The 12,778-nt window shown below is 38.9% G+C and carries 13 protein-coding genes; 12 read left to right on the top strand and 1 reads right to left on the bottom strand.

What is annotated here, in order from left to right; all coding sequences use genetic code 11:
- Nucleotides 1-51 precede the first annotated feature (51 nt).
- The gene (gene gmhB, locus Q1K78_RS02815; RefSeq protein WP_300174213.1) at nt 52-603 is read right to left on the bottom strand and encodes a D-glycero-beta-D-manno-heptose 1,7-bisphosphate 7-phosphatase; all 552 of its coding nucleotides are present in this window, start codon (nt 601-603) and stop codon (nt 52-54) included.
- A gap of 241 nt (nt 604-844) precedes the next feature.
- Here gmhB and metN point away from each other — a divergent pair, with 241 nt between their 5' ends.
- The 12 genes from metN (at nt 845) to Q1K78_RS02755 (ending at nt 12,768) form a co-directional block, all read left to right on the top strand.
- The gene (metN, locus tag Q1K78_RS02810) at nt 845-1,879 is read left to right on the top strand and encodes a methionine ABC transporter ATP-binding protein MetN (RefSeq protein WP_300174211.1); all 1,035 of its coding nucleotides are present in this window, start codon (nt 845-847) and stop codon (nt 1,877-1,879) included.
- A complete protein-coding gene (locus tag Q1K78_RS02805) occupies nt 1,869-2,546 on the top strand; it encodes a methionine ABC transporter permease (protein ID WP_300174209.1) in 678 nt (225 codons plus the stop codon). The genes metN and Q1K78_RS02805 overlap by 11 nt, the downstream gene beginning before the upstream one ends.
- A gap of 44 nt (nt 2,547-2,590) precedes the next feature.
- Nucleotides 2,591-3,400, top strand: coding sequence for a MetQ/NlpA family lipoprotein (locus Q1K78_RS02800; RefSeq protein ID WP_300174207.1), 810 nt, complete (start codon nt 2,591-2,593; stop codon nt 3,398-3,400).
- 97 nt (nt 3,401-3,497) lie between these two features.
- Nucleotides 3,498-4,196 carry a tRNA (N6-threonylcarbamoyladenosine(37)-N6)-methyltransferase TrmO gene (gene tsaA / locus Q1K78_RS02795; protein WP_300174205.1) on the top strand — a complete coding sequence of 233 codons (699 nt, stop codon included), beginning with the start codon at nt 3,498-3,500 and terminating at the stop codon, nt 4,194-4,196.
- A gap of 147 nt (nt 4,197-4,343) precedes the next feature.
- Nucleotides 4,344-6,059: a proline--tRNA ligase gene (locus tag Q1K78_RS02790; protein ID WP_300174203.1), complete on the top strand. Its 1,716-nt coding sequence runs from the start codon at nt 4,344-4,346 to the stop codon at nt 6,057-6,059.
- A 444-nt stretch (nt 6,060-6,503) separates the two neighbouring features.
- Nucleotides 6,504-8,120: an ABC transporter substrate-binding protein gene (locus tag Q1K78_RS02785; RefSeq protein WP_300174201.1), complete on the top strand. Its 1,617-nt coding sequence runs from the start codon at nt 6,504-6,506 to the stop codon at nt 8,118-8,120.
- The gene (locus tag Q1K78_RS02780) at nt 8,111-9,094 is read left to right on the top strand and encodes an ABC transporter permease (RefSeq protein WP_300174199.1); all 984 of its coding nucleotides are present in this window, start codon (nt 8,111-8,113) and stop codon (nt 9,092-9,094) included. Before Q1K78_RS02785 ends, Q1K78_RS02780 begins: the two co-directional genes overlap by 10 nt.
- Nucleotides 9,095-9,112: 18 nt before the next feature.
- Nucleotides 9,113-9,877 (top strand): ABC transporter permease, encoded by a 765-nt coding sequence (locus Q1K78_RS02775; protein WP_300174197.1) that lies wholly within the window; start codon nt 9,113-9,115, stop codon nt 9,875-9,877.
- On the top strand, nt 9,867-10,622 hold the full coding sequence (locus Q1K78_RS02770; protein ID WP_300174195.1) for an ATP-binding cassette domain-containing protein: 756 nt from the start codon (nt 9,867-9,869) through the stop codon (nt 10,620-10,622). Before Q1K78_RS02775 ends, Q1K78_RS02770 begins: the two co-directional genes overlap by 11 nt.
- A 1-nt stretch (nt 10,623) precedes the next feature.
- Nucleotides 10,624-11,211 carry an ATP-binding cassette domain-containing protein gene (locus tag Q1K78_RS02765; protein ID WP_300174193.1) on the top strand — a complete coding sequence of 196 codons (588 nt, stop codon included), beginning with the start codon at nt 10,624-10,626 and terminating at the stop codon, nt 11,209-11,211.
- Between the two features lie 375 nt (nt 11,212-11,586).
- Entirely contained in the window at nt 11,587-12,450 is an 864-nt protein-coding gene (locus tag Q1K78_RS02760; RefSeq protein ID WP_300174191.1) for an urease accessory protein UreD, read from the top strand.
- 15 nt (nt 12,451-12,465) lie between these two features.
- The gene (locus tag Q1K78_RS02755) at nt 12,466-12,768 is read left to right on the top strand and encodes an urease subunit gamma (RefSeq protein ID WP_300174189.1); all 303 of its coding nucleotides are present in this window, start codon (nt 12,466-12,468) and stop codon (nt 12,766-12,768) included.
- Nucleotides 12,769-12,778 lie beyond the last annotated feature (10 nt).

Here is a 12,778-nt window from a genome sequence, read left to right as displayed (position 1 = left end):
AGCGCTCATTACTTTCAAAATGGGCGCTTTTTATCAAAAATTTATTTTAGATTAAGCAAATAAAAACTTAGGCACATCAGCAATGCTATCAAGCACAGTTGTCGCTAATGCTTCGCCTTCTTCTGTAATTTCTTTACCAGTACGAACAAGAATACGAGTACCAACGCCAGCCGCTTGAGCTGCCATCATGTCTTCTTTCTTATCGCCGATCATTACTGAATTTTCCATATCGATGTCTAAGAAACTCTGAGCTGACATGAACATACCTGGACTTGGTTTACGGCAATCACACTCTTCTTTGTATTGTTCTACTGTTGCTTCAGGGTGATGTGGGCAATAATAGATACCATCAAAGTCGATATCGTTTTCAGCAAAGTTCCAATCCATCCACTCTGTCAGTGTTTCAAATTGCTCTTCTGTAAACATGCCGCGTGCAATACCAGATTGGTTAGTTACCAATACAAGTAAATACCCCATGTCTTTGCATTTTTTAACTGCATCAAATACACCATCAATGTATTCAAAATCATCACGCTTGTGAACATAGCCACGATCAACGTTAATAACGCCGTCTCTATCAATAAATATTGCTGGTTTAGACAAGGTGAAACCCTCTAATTGTCGAATAGGTTAATACAAAAAATTATCGCACGCTTTTTGCTTATTAGCATCTAATTTATACGTTTAGCCGTCTAGACGTAAAAATACCGATTGACTTAACACCTCATACGAAATAGCATCAATAAGACATCAAAAATGAGAGGTTGCTCAGGTTTTTTAACCTTTGAAAGCTTTCTATTTACATCAGCTCCCTATTTTACAAAAATGCAGTTCAAGGCGAATCATGATTGAAATAAACCGCGTTAATAAGGTGTTCTATCAAGGTGCAAAGGAAATTAATGCCCTTAAAGATATTAACCTTCACATTGCCCAAGGCACCATCTTTGGTGTAATAGGCTCATCAGGTGCAGGGAAAAGTACACTGATACGCTGTGTAAACATGCTAGAGAAGCCAACCAATGGTGAAGTAATTGTTGATGGTGTTGATTTAACTAAACTATCTTCAAGCGAATTGAGCAAAGCTCGTCGTAATATTGGGATGATATTTCAACACTTTAATCTTCTGTCTTCACGAACTGTATTTGATAACGTCGCTCTACCATTAGAGTTAGCGGGGAAATCAAAAAAAGACATTCAGAAAAAAGTAACTGAATTATTAGATCTAGTCGGCTTGACTGATAAACATCACACTTACCCTGCTAATTTAAGTGGTGGTCAAAAACAACGTGTTGCGATTGCTCGTGCCCTTTCAACCGATCCTAAAGTGTTATTGTGCGATGAAGCGACCAGTGCGCTTGATCCTGCAACAACAAAATCAATTTTAGAACTAATTAAAGATCTAAACCGTAAACTAAACATCACGATTTTAATCATTACTCATGAAATGGAAGTAGTTAAAAATATCTGTCATCAAGTTGCAATTATCGGTGATGGTGAATTAGTTGAAAAAGGCATTGTGAGTGATATTTTCGCTCATCCTAAAACGAAGCTTGCTCAAGAATTTATTCGTGCAACATTAGATTTGTCGATTCCTGATGATTTCAAATCTCGTCTACAAGATACGTATGTAGAAGGCAGTTACCCTCTTATTCGTCTGGAATTTACTGGCGCAAGTGTTGATGCTCCTGTTATTAGCCAAATCTCTCGTGAGTTTGATATTGATATTAGTATTTTAAATGCAGACATCGACTATGCGGGCGGTGTTAAATTTGGTCTTATGTTAGCCGAATTTTTCGGTAACCAAGAATCAACCGAGCAAGCAATTGCATTCTTACGTAATCACCACGTAAAAGTAGAGGTATTAGGTTATGTCATTTGATGTGATTTCTGCATGGCTTGATTTAAACAGCAAGCTATTATTAAACGCGACTGGCGAAACCCTATATATGGTTGCAGTTGCTGGCATTGTTGGCTTTGCTATTGGTATTCCACTGGGCGTTATTCTTCATATCACTAAAAAAGGTGGTTTAATGGAAAACCCAGCGTTCAATAACATCCTTGGTGCTGTTGTAAATATGGGACGCTCTGTGCCTTTCTTGGTTCTCATGGTTGCTATTATTCCTGTGACTAAACTTATTGTGGGCAGTTTTATTGGTACCACTGCAGCCATCGTTCCATTAACTATCGGGGCAATTCCGTTTGTTGCTCGTTTAGTAGAAGGCGCATTAATTGAAGTACCAAGTGGGTTAGTTGAAGCCGCACAATCAATGGGCGCAACTCCTCTTCAAATTATAACTAAGGTACTGCTTCCTGAAGCGTTACCTATGATAGTAAACTCAGTGACTATCACTCTGGTTACCCTTGTTAGCTATTCAGCAATGGCTGGAACAGTTGGCGGCGGCGGTTTAGGTGATGTTGCGATTCGTTATGGTTTCCACCGTTATGATTTAACTATCATGGCTGTGACCGTTGTTATGTTGATTGTTTTGGTGCAAATCATTCAGTCAATTGGTGATAACTTAGTTAAAAAAGTTGATCACCGTTAATCTAATTTAAAATTTAAATGGAATTCATTTTTAAGGAGTAAATAATGGTATTGAACATAAAAAAACTGGCAGCAGTAGCGGGTCTAGCATCAACACTTATTCTTACTGGTTGCGGCCAAGAAGAAGTAAACGCAAATTTAATCAAAGTAGGCGTAATGGCGGGTGCTGAAGCACAAGTTGCTGAAGTCGCAGCAAAAGTCGCAAAAGAACAATACGGCCTTGATGTTGAGCTAGTTACTTTTACAGACTACGTGACACCAAATGCAGCATTGGATGATGGTTCTATTGACTTGAACGCATTCCAACACAAACCATACTTAGACCAACAAGTGGCTGACCGTGGTTACAAAATTGAAATTGCGGGCAACTCATTTGTTTACCCAATTGCAGGTTACTCTAAGCAAGTAACGTCAGTTGACCAAATTGAAGATGGTGCGCGTATTGCGGTACCAAATGATCCAACTAACCTTGGTCGTTCTCTTCTTCTTCTTCAAGAGCAAGGTCTAATCACGCTACGTGATGGGTCTGGTCTTGCTGCAACGGTTCGTGATATTACAGCTAACCCTAAAAACATCACTATTGTTGAGTTGGATGCTGCACAGCTTCCTCGCTCTCTTGATGATGTAGCACTGTCAGTAATCAACACAACTTACGCAAGTAGCCTGAACCTTACACCAGAGAAAGATGGCCTATTTGTAGAAGATAAAGATTCTCCATACGTTAACTTAATTGTTGGCCGCACTGATAACGTAAACACTGAAAACGTAAAGACTTTTATTAAAGCTTACCAATCAGACGAAGTTTACCAAGCTGCTCTAAAAACATTTAAAGGCGGCGTAGTTAAAGGTTGGTAATCCCCTTCTTTTAACAAGCTAACCTACAAAAGGTTGACGTGAGAGCGTCAACCTTTTTTAATGTCTGAATAAAATTATTAATCATAAAGACAACCTAATGACTTATCACATCGATCCTGTTGGTTTTATTCAATCACCTTACAAAGAGAAATTTGCCGTTCCTCGTCAACCTCGATTAGCTCCTAGCGCGACATCGCGCCTAAAATTGGTGGGGGATACTAATTCACCAGAAGCGGTACGTGGAATTGAGCAATTTTCTCATTTATGGCTACTATTTTTATTTGACCAAAATTTAGACGCAGGATGGAGACCAACGGTTCGTCCACCACGTTTAGGTGGAAACGAACGCATTGGGGTTTTTGCCTCTAGAGCAACGTTTAGACCAAACGGCATTGGCATGTCAGCCGTCGAATTAAAAGGCGTTGTTCAAGAAGGTAATCAAACCTATTTAGAATTAGGTAGTGTTGATTTAGTCGATAATACCCCGATTGTCGATATCAAACCTTATATTCCCTACTCCGACTCTATTCCCGAGGCTCTCGGGGGATTTGCAGAAAAAGTGCCTAATGTTCTCGATGTCTACCTCTCAATTGAGGCACAAAAATCACTCGTATCGCACCCACAAAAATCACACATTGAAGCCGTGATAAAAGAAGTGCTTGGGCAAGATCCTCGTCCTGCTTATAAAAAAGGCAAAGCCGATACTAAAGAATATGCGGTAAATTTGTTTGATTTGAACGTGAAATTCACCGTTGATAGCAATTCCATCACAGTAACTGCAATTGATCGCTTTTGAGATTGCTTTTAGGCTGATATCATAGAGGGCTTAATTTTAGATTAGAGCTAATTCTTAAAAGAATATTCTCAAACTAAGATTGAACTCTCGATTTAACTGTTTAAATCGAGTTATTCCAATATTCATAACTAACAAATGGATGAAAACATGCGCACTAGCAAATACCTTCTTTCAACACTGAAGGAGACTCCAAACGACGCAGAAGTAGTGAGCCACCAGCTCATGCTACGTGCAGGTATGATCCGTCGTCTAGCTTCAGGTTTATATACTTGGCTTCCGACTGGTCTACGTGTATTGCGTAAAGTCGAAAATATCGTTCGTCAAGAGATCGACAATGCAGGTGCAATCGAAACGTTGATGCCCGTAGTTCAGCCGTTTGAGCTTTGGGAAGAGACAGGCCGTTCTGAAAAGATGGGTCCTGAATTACTTCGTTTTACTGACCGTCATGCTCGTCCGTTTGTTCTTAGCCCAACAGCTGAAGAGGTTATCACTAGCCTTGTGCGTAACGAAGTCAATTCTTACAAGCAACTTCCACTAAACCTGTACCAAATTCAGACTAAGTTCCGTGATGAACGTCGTCCACGCTTTGGCGTAATGCGTGCTCGTGAATTCTGTATGATGGATGCATACAGCTTTGATATCGATAAAGACGGCCTACAAAAGTCTTACGATGCAATGCACAATGCTTACTGTAAAGCATTCGACCGTATGGGTCTTGAGTACCGTTCAGTATTGGCTGACTCCGGCGCTATTGGTGGTAATGGCTCTCAAGAGTTCCACGTTCTTGCTGAAAGCGGCGAAGATTTAATCGCATTCTCTACAGGATCTGATTACGCTGCAAACATCGAAAAAGCAGAAGCACTTGCACCGACAACAGAACGTGCAGCTCCTACTCAAGAGATGACAACGGTTGATACACCAAACGCAAAAACAATTGCTGAATTGGTAGAACAACACGGTATCGCGATCGAAAAAACAGTGAAAACATTGTTTGTTAAAGCGTCTGACGCAATTGATGCTGACATCATTGCACTAATCATCCGTGGCGATCACGAACTAAATGAAGTAAAAGCTGAAAACTTAGACGAAGTTTTATCTCCACTTGAAATGGCTGACGAAGCACAACTTCGCGATCTAATCGGTGCTGGAGCTGGTTCTCTTGGTCCTGTAGGCCTAGAACTACCATTCATCGTTGACCGCTCTGTTGCAGTAATGAGTGATTTTGGTACTGGCGCAAACATCGACGGTAAGCACTTCTTTGGTGTTAACTGGGAGCGTGATGTTCAACTTGGTAAAGTTGAAGATTTACGTAACGTTGTTGAAGGTGATCTAAGCCCATGTGGTCAAGGTACTTTACAACTAAAACGTGGTATCGAAGTCGGTCATATCTTCCAGTTAGGGACTACCTACTCAGAAGCAATGAATTGTGGCGTACTAGATGCAAACGGTAAAAACTCTATCCTTGAGATGGGTTGTTACGGTATCGGTGTATCACGTGTTGTTGCATCAGCTATCGAACAAAACAATGACGAATACGGCATTGTATGGCCAGAAGCGCTTGCACCATTTACTGTTGCTATCGTTCCAATGAACATGTACAAATCTGATCGCGTTAAAGAAGCAGCTGAAAAACTGTATGCAGAATTAACAGCAATGGGCATCGATGTTCTATTTGATGACCGTAAAGAGCGCCCAGGTGTGATGTTCAAAGACATCGAGCTTATCGGTATTCCACATACAGTTGTTATCGGCGACCGTAGCATGGACGAAGGTAACTTTGAGTATAAGAACCGTCGTGCAAACAGCAAAGAAGTCATCGAAATTGCAAACATTGTTGAGCACATTAAAGCACAACTTAGCTAATTTCAGTTGCCATAAATAAATATAAAGCCAAGTCGCATGACTTGGCTTTTTTATATCCATAAAAAATATGATTTTCACTTATTTATTTCTTGCTTACTTCCCACCTACTGATAGAATTCGCCTTAATAAAATCACTCTCTTTTATTACCGTTATTCTACGGCCTTGTGATTTTTTATATATTGTAGTTCTATCTCGATGTTCTTTATCTATCTATTTTTAAGTTCATCAAATTCGATTTAATTTAGCTTACCAGTTAAGTCTATACATTTTTTTTATCTTTTTTGCCTCATCGTTGAGGTGTTTAATCCTGCGTAAAACAAAATGCTATCGCCTTCTAACAACCACTGGGATATGTAATTAGATCATTAGTTATTTTCTAATGCAGATCATAAATGCGTTCTTTCATTTACCTGCGCTCATTTCCTTTATATCGGAAACCAGTTGTGAATAAATTAATAAGATTAACAAATAAAAACAAGCTTCCATTAATATCTTTTCGTTTTCTATTTATATTATCATTACTCATTGTCACCTCTTTTATTCCACCGGCATCCGCACAGCTAAATGAAAAACCAAACGTATTAAAAGTAGCGTTAGGCAGTGAACCAACCGCAGGATTTGACCCTATTTTAGGTTGGGGGAAATACGGAAATCCCTTATTTCAATCAACCTTACTAAAAAGAGATAAAGATCTAAATTTTATCGGTGATTTAGCAACAGAATGGCGCTTAACCAACAACAAGCTAACTTGGATAATCACCTTAAGAAAAGACATACAATTTAGTGATGGGCAGCCGCTTACCGCTGAAGATGTTGCTTTTACCTATAACCAAATTTTAGAGCAAGGCCGCTCTCACGATTTAAGTGCTCTAAAAATGGCAGAGTCATTAACGCCTTATTCTGTTGCCTTCCATCTTATTGATTGTGATATCACTTTCTTAGATCGCTTATCTTCAATTGGTATCGTACCGAAACATCTGTATCAACAAGCAAGTAAGAATAAGCACCCTTACGGTGAAAAACCAATTGGTTCAGGCCCTTATGTATTAACTCAATGGGTTAAAAATCAATACGTCAGCATGAGTTTAAATCCATTCTATTATGGAAAGAAGCCTGCATTTCCAAAATTGATCGCGGTTTTTGGCAGTGAAGAGTCTCGCTTTATTCAATTAAAAATGCATCAACTCAATTTAAGTGTCATTCCACAACGCTATGCTAATCAACCAATTATAGGCTACAAATTGTGGTCAGTTCCTACATTAGACAACCGTGGTATCGTATGGCCTATGTCATATCAACAAGGCGAAAATACGACTTTTATCACTTCAGATCCGATAATTCGAGAAGTCTTTGACGACTTAATAGATAAACAATTGATTGTCGAAAAGTTACTCGATGGTTATGCAACACCAGCTTACTCCATCGCTGATAATATGCCTTGGGGATTAAACACTACCAATATAGAGCCTAAAAAAATCAATTTACCCCACATCATTGCACGACTAGAGCAAGCAGGATGGGTAGATAGCAATAAAAATGGCATACTCGATAAGCAAGGCCATGAAGCTTCTTTTACCTTATTATACAAAGCGGGAGATAGCGTAAGAGAACAGCTCGCACTTGCGATTAGTTCAATGGCCGCACAAGTCGGAATTAATGTCGATATTAAAGGCCTTGAATGGAATTCAATTTCACAACAAATGACAACGACCCCTGTATTAATGGGCTTTGGTAGTCATTCTGCTAACGAGGTCACTTATGTCTATCATTCTCGCCATGCGCACACTGATTTCTATAATTCTGGTGGCTATAAAAACGAAAAGGTCGACATCGCGATAGATAACGCCCGCAAAGCACCCTCTTGGGAAGCGTCTATTCCTTTTTGGCAAGAAGCTCAAAAGCAAATACAACACGATCGTCCATGGACATGGTTAGTAAATATTAAGCATCTTTATATGGCAAATAGTTGTTTAAACCTCGGCACTCCAATTACAGAGCCTCATGATCATGGATGGCCATTAACGGCAAATATTGAAGAATGGCGCTGGCAATGTCAGTAGCGATAAGCCATTCAAGTAAATTATGTATCAATCTTACTCGTCTAGTAGTGCAACTCTGTTTGGCATTAATCCTAATAACGTTATTACTAGCGTTATCACCGATTGACCCAATCAGTGCGTATTTTGACGGTAATGCATTTACTGTTTTTGGCGATAGGAAAGAACAACTGACAGAGCAATTAGGATTAAATCAAAGTGCTATAGAGCGCATAAGCCTCTTTATCCAAGCTCTATTATCTGGTGATCTCGGTTATTCCAACCATTATCAGGAGGCTGTCAGCGATATTATTTGGCAGCGCAGTAAATACTCCTTAATCCTAATGTGTGGAGCCAGCGCAATATCACTTATCCTTGGCTATGTTCTTGGATTGTTACTTGGATTATTCCCAAATAAAAGAGGGAGTAAGATCATGACTCAGCTTGCATTAATAATGAACGCACTTCCTAGTTTTTGGATTGGATTAATGCTTATTGCCATATTTTCGATTAAGTTAATGTGGCTCCCAATCGGCGGAATTTCGCCCCTCGGGATAGCCCCAGAAACGCTATCGTTTAATGAGAAAGCATCTTATTTCGTATTACCTTTAATCACCTTATGCTTGAGTTTAATCGCTCCAATCATTTTGCATACTAAAGAAAAAGTAATTGAAGTAAATAATAGCGAACATGTTCATTATGCTCGTCTGCATGGTCAATCTACACTCTCAGTCGTACGATATCATTTACTAAGAAATACAATGGTTCCTGCGCTTGTGATCCAATTAGCTGGCTTCTCGGAATTGCTCAGTGGTTCCGTCATTATTGAGACCGTATTTAACTTCCCTGGTATAGGGCAAACCTTAGTAAAAGCAGGATTGAGTGGCGATACTCCTCTACTTCTAGGGATCACTTTCTGTTGTGCTATTTTCGTATTTATTGGTAATGCAACTGCTTCATTACTGAGTAAAAAGCTCTCTTTATCTTCGTCATTCTAATTTTAAAGGACACATATAATGCTTACAAAGCACCTTCCTTTAACGTTGTTTTGTCTTTTATTACTGATTTCTATTGTTTGGCAAAATAGCGGGGAAACAATTGACTTATACAATAAAAACCTCGCACCAGACCTTAATTATTGGTTTGGTACTGATTGGTTAGGCAGAGATGTTTTCAGTCGAACCCTTAAAGCATTGTTATTTAGCCTTGCTATGGGTGGTCTTGCATCCCTAAGTTGTGTTCTGCTGTCACTCTGTTTAGCATTAATTGGAAATAGTAATGCCACGTTAAGTTACGCCATTGATACTTTGACCGACGTTTGGAGTGCCCTACCGCATCTATTAGTCATGATTGTTTTATCTCTATTGGTCGGCGGTGGGTTTGAAGGGCTTGTTATTGCGATTACTTTTAGCCATTGGCCAAAATTAACACGTTTACTAAAAATTGAAATTGAGCAATTACGACAAAAACCTTATGTATTGCACTCTTTGGCATTCGGGCATTCTAAACTACACGCTTATCAGAGGCACTTAACTCCTCATTTATTGCCACAAATACTAACAGGAATGCTTGTTCTATACCCTCAAGCCTTAGTTCATGGTGCAGGTTTAACTTTTTTAGGCTTTGGAATTGAACCATCTACACCTTCAATGGGCGGGATGCTATCCGAAGCCAGTCAATATTTACTCAGTGGCCAATGGTGGCTCGCCTTATTTCCTGGGATATTTTTAATTATTAGTTCATTACTACTCATGTCTATTAGTACAAGTTATGAAAAATAAAAAGACAGCGATGATCCACATTACGGCACTGGATATAAAACAAAAAAATCACTCTAAATCTCTCATCACAGAACTCTCATTATCAATTAATGAAGGAGAAGTGTTAGCGATTATAGGGACCAGTGGCAGTGGCAAGAGCGCATTAATTCATGCCATTATGAACTCCCTCTCTCCCGATTTTACGGTGACGGGAGATATTTTAATGCTGCCTAAAACTCGTATTGCATTGGTTCCACAAAGTATTAATGCGTTAAATCCAACCGCAAAAATCGGTTCTCAATTAGTGCAATTTGGCACAAGGAAAAGATGGTATCAACGTAGTGACAACACCGCCGTTAATAATGCCCTAACTTTAGCTCAACTACCGATCTCTGTTGCGAACTTATACCCTCATCAGTTATCAGGAGGAATGGCTAAGCGTGCCCTATCAGCACTCGCTTTCATTCAACAGCCTGACATTATCATTGCCGATGAACCAAGCTGTGGAATTAATGATGAATACGTAGAACCATTATTTCAACATTACAAAAAATTAGCCCATAAATACCAAAAGACGGTAATTATTGTCAGTCACGACATAAATCATGTATTTGATATTGCTGATCATATTTTGGTACTACAAGGGGTTGATAACCAAACAAGCTTATCTTCAATGGAATACACGACGCCAAAAAAAATTAAACAAGGAAAAAGTGGGCCTTACAGCCAAGCCTTGTGGCATGCATTACCTAAAAACTGGAATTAGTATGATTTATTTATCCAATGTGACCGTTCGTTACCAAACAAGATTGCTGTCCTTACCAAATATCAGTTTAGCGCAGGGGGATACTCTTGGTTTAAATGGTGTAAGTGGTTCGGGTAAATCAACCGTCGCTATGTTACTTTCTGGTTTTCTAGCCCCGACTTCGGGCACGGTAGTAACCCCATCTTACGATAAAAATAAAGCGAACCCTGTACAATGGGTGGGGCAATATCCAGAGCTTTCATTTAATCCAAAATGGTCATTATTAACATCGCTAAAAGAGAGCTTTCGCCAAGTAAATTTTTCCTCCCATTTAAAGAGTTTTAGTATTGAAGAAGAATGGTTATCTCGTTACCCAAAAGAACTATCAGGCGGACAACTTCAACGTATCGCTCTGCTACGAGCGCTATTGCCTACCACTCAATATTTATTATGTGATGAAATAACAGCTCAACTTGACCCGATAACTCAACAGTTTATTTGGGAACAACTGCTCAAATTCAGTAAAGAAAAAAATATCGGCATTTTAGTTATCTCTCACGATAAATCATTGTTAGATTCCATTTGTAATAAAATAGTCACTATCGATTAATCTATTTTATTTAAAGATACAAACCAAATTAACCTCCAATTTTCCAACTAATCACTAACAAAAAAGAAGCCATGAAAAAGTTCAATTATTTCACTACATTTTTATTGCCAACACTAAAATTTAAGATTAATATCCAGATCGTAAACGTTCAAAAACCTTATCTAAAGTAACTCTATTTTTTCATATTCATGTTCACTCAAAATAGATTAACTTTACTGTAAATATGAGTACCCTACTCAATAATGTCTAGGTTTAGGTTTAGGCAATTACACTTTATTTAGAATACTTATTTCTCTAGATTTTTAACTAGGGGGTTTTGCTATTTGTTTTCATTATTTCTTTTTAAGAAAATATGTCATATCGGCAGGATTAATTATGCCTGAAATAAATACAGTACCATCAGGTTGGTTAGCTGACATATCCCTTTTCTATGAAAAAAGAGGCCCAAATACCAAATTAGTTCATCGTGAACAAGTTGGTCCGCTCATGGTACAACGCCCTTTTTATCCAGAAGTTGGAATAGCTCATACTTACCTACTTCACCCTCCCGGCGGCGTAGTCGGTGGTGACCAACTCAATATTACGATTAACGTTGCACCAGAAGCTCATTCACTAATGACAACACCGGGCGCAACTAAGTTTTATCGCAGCTCAGGAGCAACATCAAGTCAAACACAGCACTTGAATGTTGATGAAAACGCATTCTTAGAATGGCTACCTCAAGAAAATATTTTTTTCCCCGATAGCCAAGTTAATTTAAGTACTCAAATTAACTTAGATAAAAGTGCCCACTTTATCGGATGGGAAATGAACTGCTTTGGCCGACCTGTACTTAATGAAATCTTTGAAAATGGAATGATAACAGGCCGTACTAATATTCGAATCAATGGTAAGTTATTACTGTCTGAGTCAATGTATATAGACTCAATAAATGAAACCAAACACTCTGCGGGAATGCGAAATTACCCAATGCTTGGCAATCTCTATATTTACCCTGCATCTCAAGCATTAGAAGATAAATTAAGAACGATAATTGATGAACATTTCCATGAACAAACTGGGTTATTTGGCAATAGCGATCCTATTTGTGGAATTACTGAAATTGATGGCTTATTGGTTATCCGTTATTTAGGTTACCAAACAGAACCTATGATGGCGTGTTTTAGCACATTATGGCAGCACACTCGTCAGCATTGGTTAGGAACATTACCTGAAGTCCCACGTATCTGGGCAACATAATTAGTTGGAATAACAATGGAATTAACACCAAGAGAAAAAGACAAACTGCTGCTTGCTTCTGCAGGTATGATTGCTGAAAGACGTAAAGCTCGTGGACTAAAACTGAATTACCCAGAAGCCATCGCCTTAATCTGTTTTGAAATAATGGAAGGTGCTCGTGATGGACGCACTGTTGCAGATCTTATGAATTATGGTCGCACTATTTTAACCGCGGACGATGTAATGGACGGTATTCCTGAAATGATCCCTGATGTTCAGGTTGAATGCACTTTCCCTGACGGCACTAAATTAGTGTCAATTCACGATCCTATCGTTTAAGGAACCCATG

This window comes from uncultured Aliivibrio sp. (assembly GCF_946479765.1).
Taxonomy (GTDB): domain Bacteria; phylum Pseudomonadota; class Gammaproteobacteria; order Enterobacterales; family Vibrionaceae; genus Aliivibrio.
This window is presented reverse-complemented; position numbering and strand designations above follow the sequence as displayed.

Bases quoted from the DNA above. Each gene is read 5' to 3' on its own strand.
- Q1K78_RS02765 (WP_300174193.1), top strand. From the start codon at position 10,624: ATGATTTATTTATCCAATGTGACCGTTCGTTACCAAACAAGATTGCTG.
- metN (WP_300174211.1), top strand. From the start codon at position 845: ATGATTGAAATAAACCGCGTTAATAAGGTGTTCTATCAAGGTGCAAAG.
- tsaA (WP_300174205.1), top strand. From the start codon at position 3,498: ATGACTTATCACATCGATCCTGTTGGTTTTATTCAATCACCTTACAAA.
- Q1K78_RS02805 (WP_300174209.1), top strand. From the start codon at position 1,869: ATGTCATTTGATGTGATTTCTGCATGGCTTGATTTAAACAGCAAGCTA.
- Q1K78_RS02760 (WP_300174191.1), top strand. From the start codon at position 11,587: ATGCCTGAAATAAATACAGTACCATCAGGTTGGTTAGCTGACATATCC.
- Q1K78_RS02775 (WP_300174197.1), top strand. From the start codon at position 9,113: ATGCTTACAAAGCACCTTCCTTTAACGTTGTTTTGTCTTTTATTACTG.
- Q1K78_RS02770 (WP_300174195.1), top strand. From the start codon at position 9,867: ATGAAAAATAAAAAGACAGCGATGATCCACATTACGGCACTGGATATA.
- Q1K78_RS02780 (WP_300174199.1), top strand. From the start codon at position 8,111: ATGTCAGTAGCGATAAGCCATTCAAGTAAATTATGTATCAATCTTACT.
- Q1K78_RS02790 (WP_300174203.1), top strand. From the start codon at position 4,344: ATGCGCACTAGCAAATACCTTCTTTCAACACTGAAGGAGACTCCAAAC.
- Q1K78_RS02755 (WP_300174189.1), top strand. From the start codon at position 12,466: ATGGAATTAACACCAAGAGAAAAAGACAAACTGCTGCTTGCTTCTGCA.
- Q1K78_RS02800 (WP_300174207.1), top strand. From the start codon at position 2,591: ATGGTATTGAACATAAAAAAACTGGCAGCAGTAGCGGGTCTAGCATCA.